Annotated in this window: 23 protein-coding genes; 13 read left to right on the top strand and 10 right to left on the bottom strand. The window is 69.8% G+C overall.

Annotation, left to right across the window (positions count from 1 at the left end; genetic code table 11):
* Genes U8D42_RS24955 through U8D42_RS24945 form a run of 3 tightly spaced genes read left to right on the top strand, consistent with a single transcriptional unit; the run spans position 1 to position 3,058 of the window.
* A complete protein-coding gene (locus U8D42_RS24955) occupies positions 1–954 on the top strand; it encodes an acyl-CoA dehydrogenase family protein (RefSeq protein ID WP_322860419.1) in 954 nt (317 codons plus the stop codon).
* Complete coding sequence (ipdE2, locus tag U8D42_RS24950; RefSeq protein WP_322860418.1) at positions 954–1,904, top strand: acyl-CoA dehydrogenase IpdE2; 951 nt, start codon at positions 954–956, stop codon at positions 1,902–1,904. Before U8D42_RS24955 ends, ipdE2 begins: the two co-directional genes overlap by 1 nt.
* Complete coding sequence (locus tag U8D42_RS24945) at positions 1,901–3,058, top strand: pyridoxal phosphate-dependent aminotransferase (protein WP_322860417.1); 1,158 nt, start codon at positions 1,901–1,903, stop codon at positions 3,056–3,058. Before ipdE2 ends, U8D42_RS24945 begins: the two co-directional genes overlap by 4 nt.
* On the opposite strand, the gene U8D42_RS24940 is transcribed toward U8D42_RS24945, so the two are convergent.
* Positions 3,055–3,885 (bottom strand): arylamine N-acetyltransferase family protein, encoded by an 831-nt coding sequence (locus U8D42_RS24940; protein ID WP_322860416.1) that lies wholly within the window; start codon positions 3,883–3,885, stop codon positions 3,055–3,057. The genes U8D42_RS24945 and U8D42_RS24940 overlap by 4 nt on opposite strands.
* A gap of 96 nt (positions 3,886–3,981) precedes the next feature.
* Between U8D42_RS24940 and U8D42_RS24935 the strand changes: the two genes are divergently transcribed.
* Positions 3,982–4,587, top strand: a complete 606-nt coding sequence (locus tag U8D42_RS24935) for a DsbA family protein (RefSeq protein WP_322860415.1) — start codon at positions 3,982–3,984, stop codon at positions 4,585–4,587.
* Positions 4,588–4,725: 138 nt separating this feature from the next.
* On the top strand, positions 4,726–7,878 hold the full coding sequence (locus U8D42_RS24930; RefSeq protein ID WP_085239742.1) for a serine/threonine-protein kinase: 3,153 nt from the start codon (positions 4,726–4,728) through the stop codon (positions 7,876–7,878).
* 24 nt (positions 7,879–7,902) lie between these two features.
* Here the strand turns inward: U8D42_RS24930 and U8D42_RS24925 are convergent, their stop codons facing one another.
* The 5 genes from U8D42_RS24925 to hsaA form a co-directional block, all read right to left on the bottom strand.
* Positions 7,903–8,265 carry a DUF732 domain-containing protein gene (locus U8D42_RS24925; RefSeq protein ID WP_085239743.1) on the bottom strand — a complete coding sequence of 121 codons (363 nt, stop codon included), beginning with the start codon at positions 8,263–8,265 and terminating at the stop codon, positions 7,903–7,905.
* Positions 8,266–8,523: 258 nt separating this feature from the next.
* Positions 8,524–9,087 carry a 3-hydroxy-9,10-secoandrosta-1,3,5(10)-triene-9,17-dione monooxygenase reductase subunit gene (gene hsaB / locus U8D42_RS24920; protein WP_085239744.1) on the bottom strand — a complete coding sequence of 188 codons (564 nt, stop codon included), beginning with the start codon at positions 9,085–9,087 and terminating at the stop codon, positions 8,524–8,526.
* A 2-nt stretch (positions 9,088–9,089) separates the two neighbouring features.
* Entirely contained in the window at positions 9,090–9,992 is a 903-nt protein-coding gene (gene hsaC, locus U8D42_RS24915; RefSeq protein WP_322860414.1) for an iron-dependent extradiol dioxygenase HsaC, read from the bottom strand.
* Positions 9,992–10,867 (bottom strand): 4,5:9,10-diseco-3-hydroxy-5,9,17-trioxoandrosta-1(10),2-diene-4-oate hydrolase, encoded by an 876-nt coding sequence (gene hsaD / locus U8D42_RS24910; RefSeq protein WP_322860413.1) that lies wholly within the window; start codon positions 10,865–10,867, stop codon positions 9,992–9,994. The genes hsaC and hsaD overlap by 1 nt, the downstream gene beginning before the upstream one ends.
* Positions 10,868–10,869: 2 nt before the next feature.
* Positions 10,870–12,054 (bottom strand): 3-hydroxy-9,10-secoandrosta-1,3,5(10)-triene-9,17-dione monooxygenase oxygenase subunit, encoded by a 1,185-nt coding sequence (hsaA, locus tag U8D42_RS24905; RefSeq protein WP_085239747.1) that lies wholly within the window; start codon positions 12,052–12,054, stop codon positions 10,870–10,872.
* A gap of 147 nt (positions 12,055–12,201) precedes the next feature.
* Here hsaA and U8D42_RS24900 point away from each other — a divergent pair, with 147 nt between their 5' ends.
* A complete protein-coding gene (locus tag U8D42_RS24900; protein ID WP_322860412.1) occupies positions 12,202–13,284 on the top strand; it encodes a ferredoxin--NADP reductase in 1,083 nt (360 codons plus the stop codon).
* Positions 13,285–13,334: 50 nt separating this feature from the next.
* Positions 13,335–13,868, top strand: coding sequence for a hypothetical protein (locus U8D42_RS24895; RefSeq protein ID WP_322860411.1), 534 nt, complete (start codon positions 13,335–13,337; stop codon positions 13,866–13,868).
* A 56-nt stretch (positions 13,869–13,924) separates the two neighbouring features.
* On the opposite strand, the gene U8D42_RS24890 is transcribed toward U8D42_RS24895, so the two are convergent.
* Together U8D42_RS24890 and U8D42_RS24885 are read right to left on the bottom strand one after the other, a co-directional pair.
* Entirely contained in the window at positions 13,925–15,070 is a 1,146-nt protein-coding gene (locus U8D42_RS24890; protein WP_322860410.1) for an LLM class flavin-dependent oxidoreductase, read from the bottom strand.
* Positions 15,067–17,655 carry a cation-translocating P-type ATPase gene (locus U8D42_RS24885; RefSeq protein WP_322860409.1) on the bottom strand — a complete coding sequence of 863 codons (2,589 nt, stop codon included), beginning with the start codon at positions 17,653–17,655 and terminating at the stop codon, positions 15,067–15,069. The genes U8D42_RS24890 and U8D42_RS24885 overlap by 4 nt, the downstream gene beginning before the upstream one ends.
* 394 nt (positions 17,656–18,049) lie before the next feature.
* Here U8D42_RS24885 and U8D42_RS24880 point away from each other — a divergent pair, with 394 nt between their 5' ends.
* Complete coding sequence (locus U8D42_RS24880) at positions 18,050–18,904, top strand: class I SAM-dependent methyltransferase (RefSeq protein WP_211279214.1); 855 nt, start codon at positions 18,050–18,052, stop codon at positions 18,902–18,904.
* Here U8D42_RS24880 and U8D42_RS24875 read toward each other — a convergent pair.
* The gene (locus tag U8D42_RS24875; protein ID WP_322860408.1) at positions 18,901–21,024 is read right to left on the bottom strand and encodes an acyl-CoA dehydrogenase; all 2,124 of its coding nucleotides are present in this window, start codon (positions 21,022–21,024) and stop codon (positions 18,901–18,903) included. The two genes, U8D42_RS24880 and U8D42_RS24875, sit on opposite strands and share 4 nt — an antisense overlap.
* A gap of 337 nt (positions 21,025–21,361) precedes the next feature.
* Here U8D42_RS24875 and kstR point away from each other — a divergent pair, with 337 nt between their 5' ends.
* Positions 21,362–21,961, top strand: a complete 600-nt coding sequence (kstR, locus tag U8D42_RS24870; protein ID WP_040621610.1) for a cholesterol catabolism transcriptional regulator KstR — start codon at positions 21,362–21,364, stop codon at positions 21,959–21,961.
* 77 nt (positions 21,962–22,038) lie between these two features.
* Here the strand turns inward: kstR and U8D42_RS24865 are convergent, their stop codons facing one another.
* Positions 22,039–23,118: a LacI family DNA-binding transcriptional regulator gene (locus U8D42_RS24865; protein WP_322860407.1), complete on the bottom strand. Its 1,080-nt coding sequence runs from the start codon at positions 23,116–23,118 to the stop codon at positions 22,039–22,041.
* 129 nt (positions 23,119–23,247) lie between these two features.
* Between U8D42_RS24865 and U8D42_RS24860 the strand changes: the two genes are divergently transcribed.
* Genes U8D42_RS24860 through U8D42_RS24845 form a run of 4 tightly spaced genes read left to right on the top strand, consistent with a single transcriptional unit; the run spans position 23,248 to position 26,615 of the window.
* Positions 23,248–24,186 carry a metal ABC transporter solute-binding protein, Zn/Mn family gene (locus tag U8D42_RS24860; protein WP_090418701.1) on the top strand — a complete coding sequence of 313 codons (939 nt, stop codon included), beginning with the start codon at positions 23,248–23,250 and terminating at the stop codon, positions 24,184–24,186.
* Positions 24,183–25,007, top strand: coding sequence for a metal ABC transporter ATP-binding protein (locus U8D42_RS24855; RefSeq protein ID WP_085239755.1), 825 nt, complete (start codon positions 24,183–24,185; stop codon positions 25,005–25,007). The genes U8D42_RS24860 and U8D42_RS24855 overlap by 4 nt, the downstream gene beginning before the upstream one ends.
* Entirely contained in the window at positions 25,004–25,864 is an 861-nt protein-coding gene (locus U8D42_RS24850; RefSeq protein WP_322860406.1) for a metal ABC transporter permease, read from the top strand. Before U8D42_RS24855 ends, U8D42_RS24850 begins: the two co-directional genes overlap by 4 nt.
* 37 nt (positions 25,865–25,901) lie before the next feature.
* Positions 25,902–26,615, top strand: coding sequence for a sensor domain-containing protein (locus tag U8D42_RS24845; RefSeq protein ID WP_322860405.1), 714 nt, complete (start codon positions 25,902–25,904; stop codon positions 26,613–26,615).
* Positions 26,616–26,641 lie beyond the last annotated feature (26 nt).

The raw sequence follows: 26,641 nt of genomic DNA, 5'->3' as shown, positions 1-26,641 counted from the left end.
GTGGAATTCCAACTAGACTCTCAGCAGCGCGACTTCGCGGCCAGCATCGACGCTGCGCTCGGCGCGGCCGGCCTGCCCGGCGCGATCCGCGCGTGGTCGGCCGGCGACACCGCGCCCGGCCGCAAGGTGTGGGGGCAGCTGGCCGACCTCGGCGTCACCGCCCTGGCGGTGCCCGAGAAGTTCGACGGCATCGAGGCACACCCCGTCGACCTGGTCGTCGCGCTCGAACGCCTCGGACGCTGGTGCGTGCCCGGGCCGGTGGCCGAATCCATCGCGGTGGCACCGGTTTTGCTGGCCGACGATGACCGTTGCGCCGCGCTGGCATCGGGAGAGCTGATCGCCACCGTCGCGTTGCCGCCACACGCGCCGCGCGCCGTGGACGCCGAGACCGCCGGGGTGGTGCTGCTTGCCACCGAGGACGGCGTGAGCGAGGCGTCACCCGGTGACCGGCATGAGTCCGTCGACCCCAGCCGGCCGCTCTACGACGTGTCCGCGACCGGGGCCGCCTGGCAGGCCGATGTCGCGCGCGCCTACGAATTCGGGGCGCTGGCCACCGCCGCGCAGCTGGTCGGGGCGGCCGAGGCGCTGCTGCGCGACACCGTCGGCTACGCCAAGCAGCGGACGCAGTTCGGCAGGGTGATCGGTTCATATCAGGCGATCAAGCACAAGCTCGCAGACGTGCACATCGCGATCGAGCTGGCCCGCCCGCTGCTCTACGGCGCGGCGCTGGCGCTGGCCGACCACCCGGGCCGAAGCACCCGGGACGTCAGCGCGGCCAAGGCCGCCGCCTCCGAGGCGGGGCTGCTGGCGGCCCGCTCGGCGCTGCAGACCCATGGCGCGATCGGGTTCACCCAGGAGCACGACCTGTCCCTGTGGTTGCTGCGGGTGCAGGCATTGCGTTCGGCCTGGGGGACTCCCGAGGCACATCGGCGGCGAGTGCTGGAGGCGCTCTGATGACTCAAGAACGGGAGATGCTGCGGGAGACCGTCGCGGCCCTGGTGGCCAAGCACGCAAACCCGGCGGCGGTGCGCGCGGCGATGGAGTCCGAACGCGGCTACGACGAGTCGCTGTGGCAGCTGCTGTGCGAGCAGGTCGGCGCCGCCGCGCTGGTGATCCCCGAGGAACTCGGCGGCGCGGGCGGCGAACTGGCCGACGCCGCAACGGTTTTGCAGGAGCTGGGCCGCGCACTGGTGCCTTCCCCGCTACTGGGCACCACGCTCGCGGAGCTGGCCCTGCTGGCCGCGCCCGAGCCCGACGCCGAGACGCTGGGCGGGCTCGCCGAGGGCACCTCGATCGGCGCGCTGGTGCTCGACGCCGACTACGTGGTCAACGGCGATGTCGCCGACGTCGTGATCGCCGTCGAAGACGGCCGGCTGAGCAGGTGGACCCGGTTCAGCGCGGAGCCGGTGGCCACCCTGGACCCGACCCGCCGGCTCGCGCGGGTACAGCCGGAGCAGGCCGAGACGATCGGCACCGACCCCGGGATCGCCGACGCCGCGGCCATCCTGCTGGCCGCCGAGCAGATCGGCGCCGCGGAACGCTGCCTGGAGCTCACCGTCGAATACGCCAAAAACAGAGTGCAATTCGGGCGGCCGATCGGCAGCTTCCAGGCGCTCAAGCACCGGATGGCCGACCTTTACGTCATGATCGCCGCGGCGAAGGCCGTCGTGGCCGACGCGTGCACCGAGCCCACCCCCACCAATGCGGCCACCGCGCGCCTGGCCGCCACCGAGGCGCTGTGCACCACGGCCGCCGAAGGCATCCAACTGCACGGCGGGATCGCGATCACCTGGGAGCACGACATGCACCTGTACTTCAAACGCGCCCACGGCGGCGCGCACCTGCTCGACACGCCGCAGGAAGTGCTCGCCCGACTGGAAGCCGAGGTGCTCGAAACGTCGTGAACGACCACGTCGCCCGGCGCGCCGCCATCCCGCCGTTCTATGTGATGGACGTGTGGCTGGCGGCCGCCGAGCGCCAGCGCAGCCACGGCGATCTGGTGAACCTGTCGGCCGGCCAGCCCAGCGTGGGAGCGCCGGAGCCGGTCCGCGCGGCCGCCGCCTCCGCCCTGCACCTCAACGAGCTCGGCTACACCGTGACACTGGGCCTCCCCGAGCTGCGCGCGGCGATAGCGGCGGACTACCGACGCCAGCACGGGCTGGTAGTCGAGCCAGACGACGTGGTGATCACCACGGGCTCCTCCGGCGGATTCCTGCTCGCGTTTCTGGCGTGCTTCGACGCGGGCGACCGGGTCGCGCTGGCCAGCCCCGGCTACCCGTGCTACCGAAACATCCTGTCCGCGTTGGGATGTGAGGTGGTCGAAATCCCCTGCGGACCCCAGACCCGCTTCCAGCCCACCGTGCAGATGCTCGCCGAACTCGACCCGCCGCCCCACGGCGTGATCGTCGCCAGCCCCGCCAACCCCACCGGGACGGTCATAGCGCCGTCCGAACTGGCCGCCATCGCGGCGTGGTGCGAGAAGTCCGGTGTGCGGCTGATCAGCGACGAGGTCTACCACGGCCTGGTCTATGAGGGCGCGCCGCCGACCAGCTGCGCCTGGCAGACCTCGCGGGACGCCGTGGTGGTCAACAGCTTTTCGAAGTACTGGGCGATGACGGGCTGGCGCCTGGGCTGGATGCTGGTGCCGCCGGCGCTGCTGCGCGCGGTGGACCGCCTGACGGGCAACTTCACCATCTGCCCGCCGGCGCTGTCACAGATCGCCGGGGTGGCGGCCTTCACCCCGGGGGCGATCGCCGAAGCCGACGGCAACCTGCACCACTACGCGACCAACCGCGCGCTGCTGTTGGACGGGCTGCGCCGAATCGGCATCGACCGGCTGGCGCCCACCGACGGTGCGTTCTACGTCTACGCCGACATCTGCGACCACACCGACGACTCGATGGCGTTCTGCTCGAAGCTGTTGCACGACACCGGCGTTGCCATCGCACCGGGCATCGACTTCGACACCACGCACGGCAATTCGTTCGTCCGGCTCTCGTTCGCCGGGCCGACGGACGACATCGAAGAGGCGCTGCGGCGAATCGGCGCCTGGCTCTAAGCGTCCAGGATCTTGTCCAGGCGTGCCTCGAGCGCGCCGCGGCCGGCGACGTCGGACACGTTGATGCCGAACCGGTCCCTGAGGGTGTCCACCACCGCCGCCGCGTCGTCGAGGCGGATCTTCTCGGTGGCGTCGGCGCGGTGGATGGCCAGATTCCGGCCGGCCAGGTTCAGCCGGGCGTCGTCGGTGACGCGCGCGGCCGTCAGTCCGGTCACGAAATGCGACGAGGGGTGCGTCGAGACGAACCGGCTGCCCACTTGCAGGTCGATGTCGGGCGCCGTCCGGGTGCTGAACTCGTAGAGCGGTTGCCACTCGCCGCGGACCTGAGCCCGCAGGACCAGGCCCTCGCCGCGGTCGTCCAGCCGGTAGGGCTCGTGCGTCGTGGGCTGCACGCTGCCGGTCTCGATGCGCAGGGGCGAGGGGGGTGTCATCCCGCCGAAGCCCACGTCGACAAGGTAAGCACCGTGGGAGCCCGGGAACGTCACCGCCAACACGGTGTGAGTCTGCGACGGTGATGGCGAGTCGGGCGGCCGCATCCACACCACCCGCCCGGCCAGGCGCCGCACCCGGAAGCCGAGCTCGGTCAGCACGTAGCCCATCAAGCCGTTGTGCTCGTAGCAGTAGCCGCCGCGGCCCCGGTGAACCAGCTTGCCGGCCAGGGCGCCCGGGCTCAGGTCGTCGACCGGCACCCCCAGCACCGGATCGAGATTCTCGAAGGGAATCGCTTTGGTGTGGGCGCCGACCAAATCCTGCAGGACCTCGAGGTTGGGCGCCGCGGCGCCGCCATAGCCGATGCGGTCGAAGTACTCGCCCAGGTTCAGCGTCATAGAGCCATTCTGCTGGCACCGCCATCAGCGGGCGTGCGACGGCCCGTAGCGGGTATGCCCTTCGTCAGCCCAATTCTTACCGCGAAGGAGGAGCCCATGGCCGACGTCGACCTCTACCTCGATCCGGTCTGTCCGTTCTCCTGGGTGACGGCGCGCTGGCTGCGCGACGCCGCCCAGTCCACGCAGACGCCGGTCGTCCTGCGGCAGATGAGCCTGGCGGTACTCAACGAGGGCCAGGACGCGGACGACGCCAAACAGCAACGCATGATGGAGCGGTCGACGCGGCTGGGACGGCTGTTCGCCGCGGCCGTCGACGAGCGTGGACCCGACGCATTCGAGGGCCTCTACGACTCCGTGGGCCGGCGCATCCATGTGCACGGGGACGAACTCGACACGGACGCGATCCGCGAAGCCCTCGCCGAGAACGGCCACGAGGAACGCCTCGCCGAAGCGCTCGACGACAGCGGCTTCGACGACGCGGTGCGGCGGGCGCACCAGGCCAGCCAGGAAGCCCTCGGCGACGAGGCCGGCAGCCCGATCATCGCCGTCGGGGGCCGCGCCTTCTCCGGACCGGTACTGACCCGGGCGCCGAACGGGCACGACGGCGTCCGGCTGCTGGAGGCGGTGCTCACCATGGCCGCCGTTCCCGAGTTCGCCGCGCTGCAGCGGCCGCACCAGGGACCACCGACCATCGACGCCTGAGCCCGCGACCCGGTTAAGTCTTCGCGGCTCCGTCATGGCCCGGTCACCAAGGTTGCCGAAAGAGGCACCGGTGAGGTTCTGAGCGCTTAACCTTGAGCTCGCCCGTCACATGTTTCGCGGAGGGTCGAGCGCCAGCAAATGCCTGAAGAGCCCCGTTCCGACACTGTCGCACCGGTACCGAGCGGCATCGCCGCGGAGCTGGCGGCAGCGGGGTTCGAAGATGCGCGCCAGGTAGCCCGGGGCGGGGCGGGGGTGATCTACTGCTGCTACGAGACCGCCCTCGGGCGAAGCGTAGCGGTGAAGGTGTTGCCGTCGCACATCGACGACGACAGTAGGGAACGGTTCCTTCGCGAGGGCTACGCGATGGGCGGGCTCTCCGGGCATCCGAACATCGTCAACATCCTGCGGGTCGGCGTCACCGCGAGCGGCAAGCCCTACATCGTGATGCCGTACCACTCGGCGGATTCGCTGGCGGTCCGGCTGCGCCGCGAGGGGCCGGTGCCCTGGCCCGAGGCCTTGCACATCGGTGTCAAGCTCTGCGGCGCACTGGAAACCGCGCACCGCGCCGGGACCCTGCACCGCGACATAAAGCCGGCCAACATCCTGGTCAACGATTACGGCGAGCCGCAACTCAGCGATTTCGGGATCGCCCACATCGAAGGCGGGTACGAGACGGCGACCGGGTTCTTCTCCGGCACGATCGATTACACCGCGCCCGAGGTGATGACGGGCAATCCGGCGACGGTGGCCTCCGACATGTATTCCCTCGGCGCCACGCTCTACGCGCTGATCGCGGGCAACGCCGCGCACGAACGCAAGAAGGGCGAGGACCTGATCGCGCAGTACCTGCGGATCAGCACCACCGGGATTCCGGACATGCGGCCCGACGGCATCCCCGACGCCGTGTGCTCGGCGATCGAGCGGGCGATGTCGATCGACCCCGCCGAGCGGCCCGCCTCGGCCGAGGAGTTCGGCCGCGAGCTGCAGGCCGCCCAGCGCCGCAACGGCCTGAAACCGGACGCGATGGCCATCACCGGACGCCCCTCGGCCGTGGCGGCGGACGTCCCGTTCGCCCCGCCGGTCCCACCGGGCGTCCACAGCGAAGTGGCGCGGCCGCCCGCCCCGAACACGTCGGGCCCGGCCCCACCCCCGCGGGGGCCGGCCGGGCACGACGACCCGACCTCCGCCATCAGCGCCCCGGTCGACCACGCCATGGAGACGGCGCCCTTCCCGCAGTCCGGGCCCGCCGAGCTGTCCGAGGCGGCCAGCCTGCTGCGCGGCGGACACGGTTCGGCGACGCAACCGAAGGTGCCGCCTCCCCAGGCCACCGCGCCGTCGGGTCGAAGCGGCGGCGTCCAGGGCCCGCCGCGTGGCCCCGGTGCCCGGGTGGCCGCGTGGTTCGCGGAACCGGGCCAACAGCGGAACCGCATCGCGATGGCGGCCGGCGCTGTGGCCGCGATCCTGCTGCTGGTGGCCGCCGGGATCTACGTCGCGCTGCCGAACGACAACAACGCCGGTTCGAAGGGCGCCGCGGGCCAGCCGACCGCGCAGCCCCCGATGCAGTGGAAGCCGATCACCAACGCACGCATTTCGCGGGACGCGGCGGCCACCACCCAGGCCGACGGCACGATCTGGATCTTCGGCGGGATCCGCAGCGACGGCGGGCTCACCGGACTGCAAGAGGGGTACGACCCCGTCATCGACAGTTGGAAGGTCGGCGACGACCTGCCGGTCCCCGTCTCGCACGCGATGGCCGTCACCTGGCAGGGCAACCCCGTCGTGCTCGGCGGCTGGAAGTCCGAGGGCGGCAAGAACGTGGCGAGCGACCAGGTCTGGCGGGTCGTCAACAGCCGCTGGGTCGAGCTTCCGCACCTGCAGCAACCCCGGGCGGCCGCGGCGGCGGCCGTGGTCGGCGACCGCCTGGTGGTCACCGGCGGTGTCGACGCGAGCGGCGCGCTGCTGAACACCACCGAGGTGTTCGACGGCAACACCTGGACACTCGGCGCGCCGATCCCGACTCCGCGCCAGCTGCTCGCGGGGGCGTCGGACGGGAAGCTGATGTACACCGTGGGCGGCACCACCGGCACCGCCGACCTGGCGACGGTCGAGGCGTACGACCCGGGCGCCAAGGCCTGGGCGGCGATGCCCGCGCTGAGCCAGCCGCGCAGCGACTCGGGCGTGGCGGTCGTCGACGGGCGCCTGGTCGCCGTGGGCGGCGTATCGGCGGGACAGGTCCTCAAGAGCGCCGCGGCGTTCGACCTGATGACGAAGACGTGGTCGGGTCTGCCCGACATGACCACCGGCCGGCACGGCCTGGCCGTCGACGCCGTGGAGAAGTCCGTGTATGCGATCGGCGGGTCCACCGCCGTAGGCGACGGGCAGCTCACCTCGTCGGCCGAAGCGCTGAAGCTGCCGGCGCGCAGGATCCAGCCGGCGGCGCAGTGGCGCTCGCTGCCCGACGCACCGACGCCCCGACTGATGATGGCCTGGGCCGTCCAGGGCGACAAGATCTGGATCGTGGGCGGCCTGCGCAACGGCGCGGCGCTGCAGACCGTCGAGAGCTACGACCCGCGCACCGGCGCCTGGCAGACCGGTCCGCCGCTGCCCATCCCGCTGCATCACGCGACGGCGGCGACCTACCGCGGCGAAGTCGTCGTGCTCGGCGGCGCCAGCGATCAACTCGCCGACGCGTCGGACAAGGTGTTCGCGCTGCGCGGCGGCAACTGGGTCGAACTGCCGCATCTCACCCACGCGCGCGCCGCGCCGGCCGCGGCGGTGGTGGGCGACAAGCTCATCGCGGTCGGTGGCCAGAACGCCAAGCAACTCGTTCCGCAGACCGAGGTCTTCGACGGCAGTTCGTGGAAGGACGCCGCCGACATGCCCACGCCGCGCGAACATCTGGCCGCCGTCTCGGACGGCACCTACCTGTACGCGATCGGCGGGCGGTTCCTCTCCGCCGACAAGAACTCCGCGGCCAATGAGCGGTTCGACCCGCAGTCGGGCGCCTGGACCAAGCTGGTGGGCATGCCCACCCCGCGCGGGAGCTACGGCGCGACCTACATCGACGGCCGCATCGTGGTCGCCGGCGGCGAGGAACCGACGATGGTCCTGAACGTGGCCGAGATGTACGACATCGCCGACGGGAAGTGGAGCACCCTGCCCCCGATGCCCACGGCGCGCCACGCGGAAGTGGTGGCGACGGTCGGAAACACCGTCTACTGCATCGGCGGAGCGAACCGGCCGACCCACGAGGGCCCGATCGCCACGGTCGAGGCGCTCGACTTCATGTAGCAGTGGTGACCGCGCGCACTCCGCTCAGTCGCCTGGCGCGGGCGATGCGCTCAGCATTGCGCGGACATCGGGGCAATAGGTGGAATGGGCAACGCTCACCATGGATGCGACCTCTTTGAGCGACACCTTCCGCGAATCCAAATTCGGGTGGATGGCCTGGGCGATCTGATCATACGAGTAGCCCCAGGCGATGTCGTCGCAGATGAGACGCCCCATCGTGGTGAGAGGAACGTCGTGATCGGCCGGCCAGGTAAGACCGAGGGTGTGCAGCCGGGCCAAGTAGGCGTCGTCGGCAGCGTCGGCGCTCGCCGTGCCCGGGTTCATCAACACCACGGCCCCGGCCATCATGGGGACGGTCAGACCGGCGAGCCGGCGCGGTGAGAACATCTCTGTGCTTCCTTTCCCGTGGTGCAACCGAAACACCAAGCGGCTGAAGTGGATTACGAGTTTGCTCGCCTCACCAGGAGACACCGGGGAGAGCGGAAGGAGCGTTGCGCGTGAGTGCAACAACCATGCTAAGCAAACTAGACGAAGCGGTTACGTGTGTCAGCCTTGGCGACATTTGCATTTGATATGTGTTGAGCCCAGCGCAAACACATCACCGAATCGCGGGCAGGCCCGATTCGCCTCCAGCGGAGTTGGCAATCAGAGCCAGGTGTCCTGGTTGGTGGTGGTGAGGAACGCCTCCAGGTCGTCGCGCCACTGCGCCGGGGTGGTCTTGTCCGGTTCGATCCCGGTGTATTCGCCGCGATAGAACAGCAGCGGGCGGGGCTTGATCTTGGGTGCCTCCGACAGCGACTGCACCGCGCCGAACACCACGAAGTGATCGCCGCCGTCGTGCACGGACGCCACCGTGCAGTCGATGTGGGCCAGCGAACCGTCGATGATCGGCGAGCCGAGTTCCGAAGGGTGCCAGTCGATCCCGGCGAACTTGTCGGGCTCCTTCGATCCGAACCGCGCCGACACGTCCTTCTGCTTCTCTCGCAGCACGTTGACGCAGAACCGGCCGGTGGCCTCGATCGCCTGCCAGGACCGCGACACCTTGGTGGGGCAGAACAGCACCAACGGCGGGTCCAGCGACAGCGCCGCGAACGACTGGCAGGCGAAGCCGACCGGAACGTCGTCGTGCACCGTGGTGATGATCGTGATACCGGTGCAGAACTGGCCCAGCACCTGGCGGAAGGCCCGCGGATCGATCGGTGCAGACATGACTATCCGCGGGCGCCGACGGTGAAGTCGTGGCCCCACAAACTCACGGCGGTACTTTCCCGGGCCACCCAGTCGTTGTCCTCGACTTGCCTTCCCTCGCAGCCGAATTCGATGTCGAACCCGCCGGGCGTCTTCATATAGAACGAGAGCATCAAGTCGTTGACGTGCCGGCCCAGCGTGGCCGACATGGGCACCTTGCGGCGCAACGCCCGGTCCAGGCACAGCCCCACGTCGTCGGCGTTCTCGACCTCCATCATCAGGTGCACGATGCCGCTGGGCGTCGGCAGCGGGAGGAAGGCCAGGCTGTGGTGACGCGGGTTGCAGCCGAAGAACCGCAGCCACGCGGGCGCGCCGTCCGCGGGCCGGCCGACCACCTGCGGCGGCATCCGCATCGAGTCGCGCAGCTTGAAGCCGAGCACGTCGCGGTAGAAGTGCAACGCCTCGTCGTCGTCGCGGGTGGACAACACCACGTGGCCCAGCCCCTGCTCGCCGGTGACGAACTTGTGCCCGTACGGGCTGACCACGCGGCGGTGCTCCAGCGCGACCCCGTGGAACACCTCCAGGCAGTTGCCCGACGGGTCGGAGAATCGGATCATCTCGGCGACCCGGCGATCCGCCAGCTCGGCCGCGGTGGCCTCCTTGTAGGGCACACCCTCGACGTCGAGCCGGTTCCGGATCTCTTGCAGGCCTTCGGCGTTGGCGCACTCCCAGCCGGCCTCCATCAGGTGGTCACGCTCGCCCGGCACGATGACCAGCCGGGCCGGGAAATCGTCCATGCGCAGGTACAGCGCACCCTCGGTGTTGCCTTTGCCCTCGACCATGCCGAGCACCTTCAGGCCGAATTCACGCCAGGCCGCCATGTCGGTGGCCCCGATGCGGAGATAGCCCAGCGAACGGATGCTCATCACGCGCCTCCAAGGAAATCAACGGTCAACTTGTTGAACTCGTCGAACTTCTCCACCTGCGCCCAATGCCCACACTGCCCGAAAACGTGGAGTTGCGCACGCGGAATGGTCTTGAGCGCCACCAGCGCGCCGTCGAGCGGGTTGACCCGGTCCTCCCGGCCCCAGATCAACAGCACGGGCTGGCGCAGCCGGTGCACCTCGCGCCACATCATGCCGAGCTCGAAATCGGCTCCGGCGAAAGACATTCCCATCGCCCGGGTCGCGGTCAACGATTCCGGCGTGCTGGCCAGCGCGAACCGCTCGTCGATCAGCTGCGGCGTGATCAGCTTCTGGTCGTAGACCATGACCCGCAGGAAGGCCTCGAGGTTCTCCCGGGTCGGTTCGGCGGAGAACTTCCCCAGCCGCTTGACGCCCTCGGTCGGATCGGGGGCGAACAGGTTGATGCTCAGCCCGCCCGGCCCCATCAGCACGAGCCGCCCGGCCCGGTCCGGGTAGTCCAGGGCGAACCGGACCGCGGTGCCCCCGCCCAGCGAATTGCCCACCAGCGGAACGCGTCCCAGCTCGAGCTGGTCGAAGAGGCCCTTGAGCGCCCGCGCCGCGTAGTGGTTGAACTGGCCGTGCTCGGCGCGCTTGTCGGAAAGCCCGTAACCGGGTTGGTCGACGGCCAGCACGTGGAACCGCTGCGCCAGCACCGGGATGTTGCGCGAGAAGTTCGTCCAGCTCGCCGCGCCCGGACCCCCGCCGTGCAGCAGCACCACCGTCTGGTCGTTGCCGACCCCGGCCTCGTGGTAGTGCAGCTTGAGCGGTCCGTCGACATCGACCTCGGCGAAGCGCGACGTGGACTCGAACGTCAATTCCCCCGTTGTTGCCGTCACGGCTAGACCATGGTGTCGCCGGGCGGCAACCCGAACTCGTTGTTCCCGAAGATCTGGTAGGCCCGCTCGGGGTCATTGGCAGCGTGCACCCGGCCGGCGTGCGCGTCGCGCCAGAACCGTTGCACCGGTTGGTCGTTGCCGAGGGCGGTGGCGCCGGAGGCCTCGAACAGCCGGTCGATCGACGCGATCGCGCGCCCGGTCGCCCGCACCTGGTCGCGGCGCGCGCGGGCGCGCAGCTCGAAGGGGATCTCCTTGCCGGCGGACAGCAGCGCGTACTCGTCGGCGACGTTGCCGCTCAACTGGCGCCACGCCGCATCGATGTCGCTGGCCGCCTCGGCGATGCGCACCTTGGCGAACGGGTCGTCCTTGGCCTTCTCGCCGGCGAACGCCGCGCGCACCCGCTTGCCCTGGTGCTCTACGTGCGCGTCGTACGCCCCGTAGGCCATGCCGACGATCGGCGCCGAGATGGTGGTGGGATGCATTGTGCCCCAAGGCATCTTGTAGACCGGGGCGGTGTTGGTCTGGTACCCGCCGGCGGTGCCGTCGTTCATCGCCTTGTAGGACAGGAAGCGGTGCCTGGGCACGAAGACGTCCTTGACGACCACGGTGTTGCTGCCGGTGCCGCGCAGACCGACGACATGCCACACGTCGTCGATGCGGTACTCGCTGCGGGGGATCAGGAAGCTGCCGAAGTCGACCGGGCGGCCGTCCTTGATCACCGGGCCGCCCAGGAAGGCCCACGTGGCGTGGTCGCAGCCCGACGACCAGTTCCAGGAACCGTTGACCAGATATCCGCCGTCGGTGACCACGCCGGCGCCCATCGGGGCGTACGAGGACGAGACCCGCACGTTGGGGTCGTCGCCCCAGACCTCCTCCTGCGCCTGCTGGTCGAACAACGCCAGGTGCCAGTTGTGCACGCCGATGATGGAGCTCACCCAGCCGGTGGAACCGCACGCGCTGGCCAGCCGCCGCACCGCCTCGTAAAACAGGGTCGGATCGCATTGCAGCCCGCCCCACTGTTCGGGCTGCAGCAGGGTGAAGAAGCCGATGTCCTGGAGATCCTGAACGGTCTCGTCGGGCAGCCGCCGCAAATCCTCCGTCGCCTGAGCGCGCTCCCTGATCCGCGGCAGCAGATCATCGATGTCAGCCAAAACCGACTGCGCGTCACGCTGTTGAATGGACGTCACTTAAGTTTGCCTCCTGAGAGTGCGGACTTACACCAGAGACTAGAACACGTTCCGATTTGTGTCGAGCAGGGTATTCCTGCGGCTGGTAGCGATATGGATCCGGTTTTCTGTAACATGTTCTAGTTGTGACGAGAGGGAGGATGGGTCTTGGCCGAGGCCAATCTCGACGAGCCACTCGGTGACCACGTCCTTGAACTGCAGATCGCCGAGGTCGTCGCCGAGACCGACGACGCGCGGTCGCTGGTGTTCGCGGTGCCCGACGAGCCGGGTGACCCCGACATCCCGCCCGAGCGGCTGCGCTACGCGCCGGGCCAGTTCTTGACGCTGCGCATCCCCAGCGAGCGCACCGGCTCGGTGGCCCGCTGCTACTCGCTGTGCAGTTCGCCGTTCACCGACGATGCGCTGACCGTCACGGTCAAGCGGACCGCGGACGGGTACGCATCGAACTGGCTGTGCGAGCACGCCCGGGCCGGCATGCGGATCCACGTGCTGGCCCCGTCCGGCACTTTCGTGCCGAAAACGCTCGACGACGACTTCCTGCTGATGGCCGCGGGCAGCGGGATCACCCCGATCATGTCGATCTGCAAGTCGGCCCTCGCCGAGGGCGGCGGCCAGGTGACCCTGCTGTACGCCAACCGCGACGAGAAGTCGGTGATCTTCTCCGACGCGCTGCGCGAATTGTCCGCCAAGCATCCCGACCGGCTCACGGTCGTGCACTGGCTGGAATCGCTGCAGGGGATGCCGAGCGTCGCGGCGCTGGCAAATCTCGCCGCCCCCTACACCGATCGGCCCGTGTACATCTGCGGGCCCGGACCCTTCATGGACGCCGCCCGCGAGGCGCTGGAATCGCTGAAAGTGCCTGCCGCGCAAGTGCACATCGAGGTGTTCAAGTCGCTGGACTCCGACCCGTTCGCGGCGGTGAAGATCGACGACACCGCCCCGGGCGACCAGCCGCCCGCCACCGCCGTGGTGCAGCTGGACGGGGAAACCCACACCGTGTCGTGGCCGCGCAACGCCAAACTGCTCGACGTGCTGCTGGCGAAGGGCCTCGACGCGCCGTTCTCCTGCCGCGAGGGCCACTGCGGCGCGTGCGCGTGCACCTTGCGCAGCGGCAAGGTGAGCATGGAGGTCAACGACGTGCTCGAGCAGCAGGACCTCGACGACGGCCTGATCCTGGCCTGTCAATCCCACCCCGAATCTGATTCGGTAGAAGTCACCTACGACGAGTAGTGGCGGGATTAGGTTCACCGTTAGGGTTGGCGAACCGAGAGGGGAGCAGCATGAACCGGCTGATGACGGGGATGACGGTCGTCGGATCGGCGTTGGCGTTGCTGCCCGCCCCCGCCGCCGGCGCGGCCAGCAACACCGCGACCACGTTGTTCCCGCTGGACGGACCCAACCAGCTGGAGACGCGCACCGTCCTCAATTGCTTCAAGTCCGACGGCCACTGCGACTTCACCGCCGGAGCGGACATGCTGACCCCCGACGGGGTGACCGGCTTCCCGCCCGGGCTGTGGGCCCGCCAGACCACCGAGATCCGTTCGTCGAACCGGCTGGCCTACCTGGACGCGCACGCCACCGGCCAGTACGAGCGGGTGATGAAGTCCATGGGATCCGACGAGATCACCACCGTCTACTTCGGCGAGGGCCCGCCGGACAAGTACCAGACGACGGGCCGCATCGACTCCACCGATTGGCAGACGGGCCAGCCCAAAACCGACAACAACGTCATCGTCTGCACCCACATCCAGGTGGTCTATCCCGGGGTCAACACCACCTCACCCAGCACCTGCGCCCAGACCACGTTCTCCTAGGGCCGCGTGGGTTCACGGATCCGGCTGGACCGTCGGTCAAGGCACTGGGCTTTGAGTTAACTGCCGTGTTGGGCAATGCCACGAAGTGACCGCGCGATCCGCCCGGTGGCCCAGAGCCCGTAGAGGGCGGCGCGTTTGGAGACCAGACCTGACACGGGGGCGAGGACGACGTGCCGCATGCCGGCGTCGCCGAAGGCCCGAAGCCTGGCGACCACCTGGTCGGGGGCGCCCCACAGGAGCGGGCCCTCGCTGACCAGGTCGTCGGGCACCGCGGCGATCGCCGCGTCCATCGTCGCCCGGTCGTAGTCGCCGGGCACGAAGTCGACGAGCGGGTTGAAGTGTTCGCCAAAGGGGTGCACGGTCCCGGCTTGGCGCCACAGGTCGCTGGGCGCCATCAGTCCCAACGACCTGATGACCTTCGTCCTGAGCATGGCTCGCGCCTCGCGCTCGGTGGGTGCGATCACCGCGAACCGGTGCAGCGCAGGGGTGATCGAGGCCGGGTCACGCCCCGCCTCGCCGGCCGCGGCTCGCACCGTCGCGAGCTTGTCCGCGTATTCGCGCGGCGACACTACCGCGGTGGGGTACCACCCGTCGCCGTAGCGTCCGGTCAGTGCAAGCATCCGCGACCCGTGTCCGGCGATCCAGATCTCCGGAGCCCTGCCAGGTGCGGGTTTGAGATCCATCGGCGCGCGCTCGAGCCGAAAATGCCTGCCCGAGAACGTGATCGGCCCTCGCTGCGACAGGCAGAGCCGGATGATTTGCAGGGCCTCCTCCAGGCGGCCGACCGGCCCGGTGGGGTCCAGCCCGTAGGGGTCGATGTTCATCCGTTCGCCGGCTCCGATGCCGAGGATGGGTGCGCGCTTGGTCAGATGGGAAAGGGTCATGATGGCTTGCGCGATCAGGACGGGGTGCCGCCTGATCGACTCGGTCACCCCCACGCCCAGGCGCATACGGCCCACGCGCGACGCGAGGAAACCGAACAGCACTTGATAGTCGAAGAACTCGTGCGGGGTCGGGTGCTGCGCGGCGAGCCACGTCAGCTGCCGGTCCCAGATGACGCTGGGGAAGACGTTCTGGAAGTGATCGATGAGCATGACGGAGTCCAGCCGCATCGCGCGGGCTCCGACGAGATAGGCGCGAGTGGCACCGAGCGGGGGCTGGGTGCCGAGCTGCAGGCCGACCGCGATCCCCGAACCGGTCACGACGGCCTCACCCGATGAGACCGGGACGAACCCGGTTGCCGGTGCCCGGTGACGGTCTTGTAGATCTCGAACCAGCCGACACCAACGACTCCGGCGACGACGGCCACACCCCATTGACCGGGCGTGATCTGACCGAACTTGAACGCGTGGCGCAAACCCGGAACGGACAGCACGACAACGAGAAGCGCGGTGGCCCCGCCCAGGACCCATTTGAGCGTTGGGTTGCGGCGCTGCTGAAACGCCCGCCACACCGGCAGCCGCCACGAGCGATTCACCAAGATCAGCGCCAGGTTGCTCACGACGAGCGTGGCGAACGTGATCGAGCGCACGACGTCGTCCGACTGTCCGGTCAGCACGGCCCACACGTAGACCGCCGCGGTGGCGGCCAGCGCCGACAATCCTTGCAGCGCGGCGATGGTCAGTACGCGCCGGCCGAACATCGGCTCGTGCAGCCCGCGTGGTGGTTGTCGCATGATCGCGGGATCGATCTGCTCCGCCTCGAAGACCACCGAGCAGGCGGGGTCGATGATGAGTTCCAGGAACGCGATCTGCACGGGGAGCAGGACCAGTGGCCAGTGCGCCACGAATACGGGGATCAGTGACATGCCGACGATCGGCAGGTGCACCGCGATGACGTAGGCCATCGCTTTGCGAAGGTTGTCGAAGATGCCCCGGCCCTGACGTATCCCGCCCACGATGGAGGTGAAGTCGTCGTCGGTGATCACCAGGGCGGCCGATTCGCGCGCGACGTCGGTGCCGTGCGCTCCCATCGCGATGCCGATGTCGGCGGCCCGCAGCGCGGGGGCGTCGTTGACGCCGTCGCCCGTCATCCCGACGACCTCGTCGTTGGCCTGCAGCGCCCGCACCAGCGCAAGCTTCTGGTCGGGAACCATCCGAGCGAACACGCTCACCGAGCGAATGCGTTCCGCCAATTCATCTTCGGGGATCGTGCCGAGATCGGAACCGGTGATGCAGCCGGCGGCATGGTCGAGGCCGATTTCGCGCGCGATGGCCAGGGCCGTCCCGGGGTAGTCGCCGGTGATCATGATCGTCCGTATCGCCGCGCTGCGGCATTCCTCGACGGCGGCGGCTACGCCGGGGCGGACCGGGTCGTGCAGGCCGACGAGACCGAGGAATTCGAAGTCGAAGTCATGCTGTTGCGTGGGCAGTGCGCTGTCGGCGTCGAATCCCGCGCGCGCGACCGCCAGCACCCGCTGGCCGTCGGCGGTGGCCTGTTCGACCTGAGCGGCCACCGACGCCAGCCGTTCGGCGCCCAGGTGACACAGATCGGCGATCGCCTCCGGGGCGCCCTTGGCGGCGATCACATAGCGTTCCCCGTCAGGTGAGCGCCAGACGTGCGACAGGGCCAAAAGGCCTTCGGAGAGCGGATATTCGCGGACCAGCTCCCAGTCGTCGTGCAGATGCGCGGTGCCGGAAAGGTATTTCGCGCCAAGATCCTTGAAGGCCTTGTCCATCGGATCGAACGGATCGATGGGTGAGGCGAGCACCGAGAACTCCGCGATTGTGTGGAACGCCTCCGGCAATGGTTGGCCATCGCAGGTGAAAGTTCGCCCGCCGGCGATCAGCTGCCGCACCGTCATTTGGTTCATGGTCAGGGTGCCGGTCTTGTCCACGCACAGCACGGTCGCCGATCCCAGCGTCTCGACCACGGGGGGCCGGCGCGTCAGCACATGCTTGCGCGACATCCGCCAGGCACCCAGCGCCATGAAGACGGTCAGCACAACGGGGAACTCTTCGGGCAGCAGCGCCATCGCGGTCGCGATGCCGGCGAGTAGCCCGGCCAGCCAATTGCCCCGGGTCAACCCGTAGACCACCACCACGGCCGCCGCGGCGGCCATCCCGAAGACCGCCAGAACCCTTACCAGCCTGTTGATTTCGCGCTGCAGCGGCGTGCGTTGCGGCTCGATGGTCCGCAGGGCCGCGCCGATCTTGCCCAGCTCGGTGCCCGCGCCGATGGCCTTGGCGACCGCCATGCCATGGCCTTTGACCACCAGGGTGCCCGAGAAGACCCACGGCGTCGCGTCCCCGCCCGCATGCCCCATCGGCGCCGACATGGCGGAAGAGTCCACCGCGACCTTTCGCACCGGCACGGACTCACCCGTCAGCGCCGATTCGTCAACCGAGAAGTTGGCACAGTCCACCAGCACGGCGTCGGCCGGCACCCGGTCGCCCTCGGCCAGCATCAGCAAGTCACCACGGACGACGTCCCTGCCCGCTACGCGTCGCTGCACCCCGTCGCGCATGACCAGCGCCCGGGGTGACGAGAGGTCCCGCAGCGCGGCCAGCGCCCGCTCGGTCTTGTGCTCCTGGTAGATCGAGATCACGATCACCACGACGACGAACGCCATCAACATCACGCCGTCGAGCGGCTCGGCCAGCAGGAAATTGACCAGGCCGGCACCGAGCAGAAGCAACAGCATGGGCTCGCGGATCACGTCCCACGCCTCACGGAAGATGTTGCGCTGCTTGGCTGTCGGCAACTCGTTGGGGCCATCGACCGCCAGCCGGCGTGCGGCCTCCTCCGACGTCAGCCCAAGGGTGGTCGCATCAGCTGTCAGCGACACGTGATGCCCTGCCCCCGTCGTCGCTTGTGCAAGACCACGGCACGTCGCGCACCCACGACACGGCTCCCTTCCTCGCACCGGCGTTTGACACCCAGTAGAGCGACCGCTTGACGGGCCCGGCCAGGGCCGAAAGGCCCCCACACGAACACGCTCCACGAGATTACCGGCGCGGGCGCCCGATGAGCTGGCCGCGGCGCGCGCATAGCCGTGGCCATGCGCCGGAAAACCGGTCGCCTGCATACACTTCTGGCGGTCAGCGGCTCTCGCCGAGGACTTCGGTCTCTAGCCCCGGCGTACCGGATGGCCGAAACTGTTCTGGCGATGCGCGCGACCGGGCCGATGGCGAACATCGGGCGGCGCGAGCGATCCGCCCGGACTGACGATGGGTGATCACATGAAGGTCAGCCTCACGGGGACGCAGCAGACCGCGCTGGTCACCCTCTACGGCAAGGCGCTGGACAGCCGCCGGCCCGATTCCATCCTCGGCGACCGCGAAGCCGATCGCGCCGTGCGGCGCCTCGACTACGACTTCGGCGACTTGCGCATGCGCCCTCGCGATCAACAATCCTCCGCGATGCGCTCCAAGGCCTACGACCGGCGGGTCATGCGATTCCTCGACGGTCACCCCGATTGCGTCGTCTTGCATCTGGGCTGCGGACTCGACACCCGGGCCTACCGGGTCAACCCGCCGGCCACCGTCGACTGGTATGACATCGACCTGCCCGACGTCATCGCACTGCGGCGAAAGCTGTTTGATCCGCGGCCCGGGCTGCACGTTGTCTCCGCCTCGATCACCGACCCGGAGCTGCTCGGCGGGATCGCCGCCGACCGGCCGGTCCTGGTTGTCGCCGAGGGGCTGACGCCATATCTGCGTCGCACCGACGGCCTGGCGATGCTGCGGCGCATCGTCGGGCACTTCCCCGCGGGTCTATTGCTTTTCGATGGCTACAGCCGCGCGGGAGTGTGGCTGCTGCAGCGTTATCCGCCGGTGAGAGCCTCAGGCGCGCAGCTCGATTGGAGCATCGGCGACCCGCGCGAACTCGAAAGGGCGGTGCCGGGGCTGGTGTTCGACGGCGAATGGTGGGTCGCCGATGCGGAAGACATCAAGCGGCACTTCTCACCGATGTACTGGCACGTGATGCAGATCCTGTTCCACATCAGCCCGATCAGGCGACTCGGGCGCGGCCTGCAATACCACTTCGGACCGAACGCCGGCGGGCAGAGCGCCGTTGGGCCCGGGCGGCGCTAGCGCGGCAGGCCGAGGAGCCGCTCGGCGGCCACGGTGAGCAGGATCTGCTCGGTGCCGCCGGCGATGGTCAGGCAGCGGGTGTTCAAGAAGTCGTACACCGCGTGGTTGCGGACCAGCCCGCCGCCCTCGGAGACGTCCATCATGTACTCGGCCAGCGCCTGCCGGTAGCGCACACCGATGAGCTTGCGGACGCTGGACTGCGCGCCCGGGTCCTGCCCGCCGACGGCGAGCTGGGCGATCCGCTGGTCCAGCAGCGCACCGGTCTGGGCGATCACGATCAACCGGCCGAGCCGATCCTGCTGCGCGGCGTCGAGGTCGAGCTTCGCCAGCACCCTGAGCAGCTCCTCCATCGGGTTGCCCAGCGCGGTGCCGGTGGCCATCGCGACGCGCTCGTTGGCCAGCGTGGTCCGCGCCAGCCGCCAGCCGTCGTTCACCGCGCCGACCACGAGCTCGTCGGGGACGAACACGTTGTCCAGGAAGACCTCGTTGAACAGCGAGTCGCCGGTGATCTCGCGCAGCGGCCGGATCTCGATGCCGGGCGAGCGCATGTCGACGATGAAGTAGGTGATGCCCTTGTGCTTCGGCGCGTCGGGATCGGTGCGGGCCAGGCACACACCCCAGCGCGCCTTGTGCGCCGCCGACGTCCAGACCTTCTGCCCGGTGAGCAGCCAGCCGCCCTCACCCCGCACCGCCTTGGTACGCAGCGACGCCAGGTCCGAGCCGGCTCCCGGCTCGGAAAACAGCTGGCACCACAGGAATTCACCGCGCAGGGTGCCCGGCACGAAGCGCTCGATCTGCTCGGGGGTGCCGTGCTCGAGGATGGTCGGCGCCGCCCACCAGCCGATCACCAGGTCCGGGCGGACCACGCCGGCCGCCGCCATCTCCTGATCGATCAGCAGCTGTTCGGCCGGTGACGCGGCGCGCCCGTGCGGAGCCGGCCAGTGCGGCGCCTGCAGCCCGGCCTCGGCGAGCGCCGCCTGGCGCTTCTCCTCGGGCAGCGCGGCGACCTCAGCGATGGCCGCGGCGATCGCCGCACGCTGGCCCTCGACGTCGGTGAGGTCGATTCCCAGCCGCCGCCGCACGCCGGCCTGGGTCAGTTCGGTGATGCGGCGCAACCAGCGCTCGGCGCCGCCCAGGAAGCGTCCGATGGCGTGCGCCCGGCGCAGGTACAGGTGGGCGTCGTGCTCCCAGGTGCAGCCGATGCCGCCGAGGACCTGGATGCAGTCCTTGACGTTGGCCTTGGCGGCGGCGATGCCGATGCTCGCGGCCAATGCGGCCGCGATCGAAAACTGCTCGGGATCGGACTCCGCGGCGGCGCGGGCGGCGTCGGCGGCGGCCACCTCCGCCTGCTCGGCGCGGCACAGCATCTCGGCACACAGGTGCTTGACGGCCTGGAAGCTGCCGATCGGCTTGCCGAACTGCTCGCGGACCTTGGCGTAGTCGACGGCGGTGTCCAGTGACCACCGCGTCACGCCGGCGGCCTCGGCCGCCAGCACGGTCGCCGCCAGCTCCTCGACCCGCGCCGGCGACGGGGCGATCACGGTGGCCGGTGCCGACGTCAACACCACCCGGGCGAGCGGCCGGGAGAAGTCGGTGGCCTCCAGCGGCTCGATCTGCACGCCTTGCGAGGCGGTGTCGACCAGCAGCCACTTGCCGTCGGCGGGCAGCAGCAGGACACCACCGTCGGCGGCGCCCAACGCCCACGGCAGGACACCCGACACGCGCGAGCTGTCGGCGTCGAACTGGGCGTCACCTTCCAGCGCCAGCCCGGCGAAGCGTTCGCCGGCGGCCAGCTGCCCCAGCAGTTCGGGATCGGTGACGACGAGCGTCGCCAGCGCGGTGGTCGCCACCGGGCCGGGCACCAGCGCCTTGGCCGCTTCCTCGACCATCGCGCACAGATCCTCGACGCTGCCGTCCGCGCCGCCGTGCTCCTCGGGGATCGCGACACCGAAGATGCCCAGCTCGGCCAGGCGGGCGAAGACCGGGCGCCACGCGTCCGTGTCGCCCCGCTCGACCTCGCGGATTGCCGTCGTCCCGCCGGGCCCCGACGTGGCGTTGCGGGCCCAGTCGCGCACCAGGGCGCGCGCGGCGAACTGCTCGTCTGTGACGGTCGCTACCACCCTCGGGACCTCCGCGTCCTTCGACTCGACGTGACCTGGGGCCTACGACCCCTAGCTCTCGATTGTCCTGTCTGCCTCGGGTCGCTGCGCAACCCGACCACGTCGCAGACTAGAACGTGTTCTAATAGTGCCAGCGATCGACCGTCAAGTCGAACGCCATCGCAGCAGCACACGCGGCTGTCCCGGCGGTACGGAGGTGGGAAATTCACACTCAGCATGCGTATCGTTTGCAAGCGAGCCGCCAGGAACAGGAGCAACCCCGCAGATGCCAGCCAGTGCCAACTCGAAGGCCACCTCGAGCCGCGCTTCTGACTCGCAGCCGCGCGAGGTGATGAACGTGGCGGTGCTGGCCGAGTCCGAACTCGGCTCTGAGGCCCAGCGGGAGCGGCGCAAGCGCATCCTGGACGCCACCATGGCCATCGCGTCCAAGGGTGGCTATGAGGCGGTTCAGATGCGTGCCGTCGCGGACCGCGCCGACGTCGCGGTGGGCACCCTGTACCGGTATTTCCCGTCGAAGGTGCACCTGCTGGTTTCGGCGCTGGGCCGCGAATTCAGCCGCATCGACGCCAAGACCGACCGCTCGTCGGTCGCCGGGGGCACGCCGTTTCAACGGCTGAACTTCATGGTCGGCAAGCTCAACCGGGCCATGCAGCGCAATCCCCTGCTCACCGAGGCCATGACGCGTGCCTATGTGTTCGCCGACGCCTCGGCGGCCAGCGAGGTCGACCAGGTCGAGAAGCTCATCGACTCCATGTTCGCCCGGGCCATGGCGGACGGGGAGCCGACCGAGGACCAGTACCACATCGCCCGGGTGATCTCGGACGTGTGGCTGTCCAACCTGCTCGCCTGGCTCACCCGGCGCGCCTCGGCGACCGACGTCAGCAAGCGCCTGGACCTGGCCGTGCGGTTGCTGATCGGGGACCAGAACGGCGGCTAGCGGCGATCGCAAGCGCGGCGTAGCCGGGCGCTGGGGGTACCCCCGCGAAGCTGGGGGACGGGTCGCCGCCATCAGGGCTAGGCGGGCGGACCGGCGGTGCGGCCCCGGATCAGCTCGGTGCCCAGGACCTCGGCGACGGGCAGGCCCGACCGCGGCGGACTCAACAACAGCTCACCGGCCCGGCGACCCTTTTGCAGGCTCGGCTGCGACACCGTGGTCAAGCCCCGGCCGACCGCGTCGGGCACCCCGTCGAAACCGGTGACGGTCATCTGCCCGGGCACGTAAATGCCATGTGCGCGAAGGTAATCCATGGCGGACAGGGCCAATATGTCCGCCGTGCACATCAGCGCGGTGATCCGCGGGTTGGCCTCCAGCGCCGCCTTGGCCGCGGCCCCACCCGAGTCCGGCAGGTGCTCGTAGCTCTCCACCACGGTCAGCGCGCCGGGGTCGACGCCGGCCGCCGTCATCGCCTCCCACACCCCGGTGATCCGTTCGCGCTGCACGTCGAAGGCCGGCGACCGTAACCGGTCGACGTCCACCAGCCCTTGCCGCCGGTCCCGGCCGAGCCGCATGGTCAGCAACCCGATCTCGCGATGCCCGAGGCCGAGCACGTAGTCCGCCAGCTCGCGCATCGCCGCCCGGTCGTCGATGCCCACCCGGGACACACCGGCGAGCCCCTTCGGCTGGTCGACCACCACGACCGGCAACCGGCGCTGCAGGACCACCTGCAGGTAGGGGTCGTCTTCGCAGACCGAATACACCACGAAACCGTCCACACCGGCGCCCAGCACCGCGCTCATCCCGTCCTCCATGCTGCGGCCGGGCCCGACGGCCACCAGCAGCAGCCCCTGCCCCAGCTCTTCGCAGGACTGGGCGACCCCTGCGACGAAGTCCCGGGCCGCCGGGTCGCTGAAGAAGTAGGTCAGCGGTTCGGCCATCACCAGGCCGACCGCGCCCGCCTTGCGGGTGCGCAGGGATCGCGCCACGGGGTCCGGACCGGGGTAGCCGAGCCGCTTGGCCGTCGCCAGCACGCGTTCGCGCAGGTCGGCGGAGAGTTGATCCGGCCGGTTGAAGGCGTTCGAGATCGTGGTGCGCGAAACCTTCAGTTCGTCGGCCAGCGATGCCAGAGTCGCACGCCGGCGCGGTGCGGGACCCACGTTCGGTGACGCTACAGCGGATCGACCGTCGCGCCTACGCGGCGGCCGACCGCCAGTTTGTAATGGAAACGATTTTCATTAGTATTGTGGGTCGGCCGGTCGGCCAGTGAGAGGATTTCGGACGTGCGCATGGCGCTCAAGCGGGGACGACGCGCGGTGCGTGATGCGCTGCGTTGGCTGCCTGCCGCGCTGGTCCTGCTGGGCGCCGCCGCGCTCACCGGCTGCGGCGGCACGGCGCACCCACGCGCGGCCACCGTCGTGGCCTCCACCGGCGTCTGGGGCAGCGTGGTGCTCGCCGTCACCGGCCGTCACATCCCGGTGAACTCCATCCTGACCGGGGCCGACACCGACCCGCACTCCTATCAAGCCAGCCCCTCGGATGCCGCGGCCATCGCCGACGCCACCCTGGTCGTGTACAACGGCGGCGGTTACGACCCCTGGGTCGAGCAGGTGCTGGCGGGGCATCCGGGCGTGCAATCGATCGGCGCCTACTCGTTCCTCAAGGGGGCCGGCGCGGGACAGCAGCCGGCCAACGAGCACGTCTTCTACAACCTCGGCGTCGCCAAGTCGGTGGCCTTCGCCGTCGCCGACCGCGTGGCCGCCATCGACCCGGCCCACGCCGCCGAGTACCGCGCCAACGCCGCCGAGTTCTGCCGCGGCGCGGACGCGATCGCCATCTCCGAACACGCCATCGCGAGCGCCTACCCCGGCACCCCGGTCATCTCGACCGAGCCGGTCGGCCACTACCTGCTGGCGGCCACCGGACTGGTCAACCGCACACCGCCCGCCTTCACCGCCGCCAACGAGAACGAGACCGATCCCTCGCCGGCCGACATGGCGTTCGTCCTCGACCTGATCAACCACCGCCAGGTGTCGGCGGTGCTGGTCAATCCGCAGACGTCCACCGCGGCGATCAACGGTGTGCGGGACGCCGCGCAGCGCTCGGGCGTGCCGGTGACCGAGGTGAGCGAAACCCTGCCCGCCGGAACCGATTACCTGACCTGGCAGCGCAACACGGTCAACCAGCTGCTGACCGCGCTGCAGTCGGGCCGGTCCGTGCAGCCATGACCCTCGATGCGGCCCGGGCCGTCGACCGCTACCCGGACACCGTCTCGCTGCGCGGTGCCCGGCTGGCGTTCGGGGACCGCGTGCTGTGGGACCACCTCGACCTGTCGGTGTCGCGCGGCGAGTTCATCGCGGTCCTCGGTCCCAACGGCAGCGGCAAGACGTCGCTGCTCAAGGTGCTGCTGGGGCAGCTGTCGCTGTCCGCCGGTGTCGCGCTGGTCGACGGAAAGCCGATGACCTCGGGCAGCGAACGCGTCGGCTACGTGCCGCAACACCGGCCGATGGACCACGACGTGATGCTTCGGGGACGCGACCTGGTTCGGCTGGGCTTCGACGGGCACCGGTGGGGCGGCCTGCCGCTGAGGGGCGCCGACCGGGCACGCCGCCGCGCGGCGGTGGCCGACGCGCTGCGGCAGGTCAACGCCGAGCACCTGGCGGACGTCCGGGTGGGCGTGATGTCGGGCGGGGAGTTGCAGCGGATCCGCATCGCGCAGGCGCTGGTGAGCGATCCGATGCTGCTGCTCTGCGACGAGCCGCTGCTGGCCCTGGACCCGGCGAACGCCAAGCTGGTGTCCGCACTGATCGACCGCCGCCGCCGCGAGGCGGCGACCACCGTCATCGTCGTGACCCACGACGTCAACGCGATCCTGCCGTACGTGGACCGGCTGGTGTATCTGGTCGACGGCCGATTCCGCATCGGCACCGTCGACGAGGTGATGACCACGGAGACGCTCTCCTTGCTGTACCGGGCCGACATCGAGGTGGTGAAGGTCAAGGACCGCTACGTGGTGGTGGGCGACACCAACGACGGTGCGCACCCGTGAACCACCGGCTCACCGACGTCCTTGCGCACCTGCTCGACTTCGACGTCACCGCGCACCTGCTCGGCCACGACTTCGTCCGCCAGGCGCTGCTCGCCGCCGCGCTGCTGGGACTGGTGGCGGGGCTGATCGGGCCGTTCATCGTGATGCGCCAGATGTCGTTCGCCGTGCACGGTTCCAGCGAATTGTCTTTGACCGGAGCGGCTTTCGCATTGCTGGTCGGGTTCTCGGTGGGGCTGGGAGCGCTGGTGGGCAGCGCACTGGCGGCCGCGCTGTTCGGCGTTCTGGGGCGGCGGGCCCGCGAACGCGACTCGGTGATCGGCGTGGTGCTGGCCTTCGGGCTCGGCCTGGCGGTGCTGTTCCTCTACCTCTACCCGGGCCGCACCGCGACCAGCTTCGCGTTGCTCACCGGTCAGATCGTCGGCGTCAGCTACACCGGGCTGACCATGCTGGCCCTGGTGTGCCTGCTCGTCATCGCGGTGCTGGGCATCTGCTACCGCCCGCTGTTGTTCGCCACCGTCGACCCCGACGTCGCCGCGGCCCGCGGCGTGCCCGTGCGCGCGCTGGGCATCGTGTTCGCCGCGCTGGTCGGTGTGGTGGCCGCCCAGGCCGTGCAGATCGTCGGGGCGCTGCTGGTGATGTCGTTGCTGATCACCCCGGCGGCCGCGGCCGCCCGCGTGGTGGCCTCGCCGGCGGCGGCGATGGTGGCCTCCGTCGTCTTCGCCGAGGTTTCCGCCGTCGGCGGCATCGTGCTGTCGCTGGCGCCCGGCGTCCCGGTGTCGGTCTTCGTCGCAGGCATTTCCTTCCTGATCTACCTGGTCTGCTGGCTGCTCGGGCGCCGGCGGGAAGTCGCCGCCTAAGCTTGTCGCCATAGACGGGCCCCGCGTCCGAAAGGCTGTGGTGCGTAGGCAAATCCCGATCCTGTTGCAGGCGGCGGTGTGCGGCCTGACGGCCGGCTGCACCACCATCGTCGGTGGTAGCGCCGCGCCCGCGGACACCCGCGGTCCGCTGCCGGGGGCACCGGTTGCCGTCACCGCCCTCGACGGGCTGCTGCTCGACGACAGCAAGCTCAACGAGATCGTGGGCGCGGGCATGCGGATCCGGTATCGCACGCAGGAGATGTGGGACTCGAGCCAGACGTTCAGCGACAAGAGCTGCTTGGCGATGGCCGGGCCGGCCCAGCAGGCCGTGTACGCGGACACCGGCTGGACCGCGGTGCGCGGCGAGCGACTGGACGACAGCTTCGACGACCCCAAGGTGCGCAACGGCTCCGTCAACCAGGCCGTGATCGCCTACCCCGCGGCCCGGCAGGCCAACGCGTTCTACGACGCCTCGGTCCGGAGGTGGTCCGCCTGTGCCAACCGCCGGTTCGTCGACCATCCCCCCGGCCAGCCCGAGATCGCGTGGGCCGTCGCCGATTCCCACAAGGTCGGCGGCACGCTCAGCACGTCCGAAGAGCAGGAGGGCAGCCAGGACGGCTGGCGGTGCCAGCGCGCGCTGACCGTGCGCAACAACATCGTCGTCGACGTGGCCGCCTGCGGCTCCTTCTTGTCCGGTGGGTCCGCGGTCGACGTCGCCCAACAGATCGCGGCCGGGGTCGTCACCCGCTAGGTGCCGGGGAAGACGACCGCCTCTGA

Origin of the sequence: Mycobacterium europaeum, from assembly GCF_034555895.2 — a bacterium.
Lineage (GTDB): Bacteria > Actinomycetota > Actinomycetes > Mycobacteriales > Mycobacteriaceae > Mycobacterium > Mycobacterium europaeum.
Note: the sequence above shows the minus strand (reverse complement) of the source record. Positions and strands in the feature narration are given on the sequence as shown.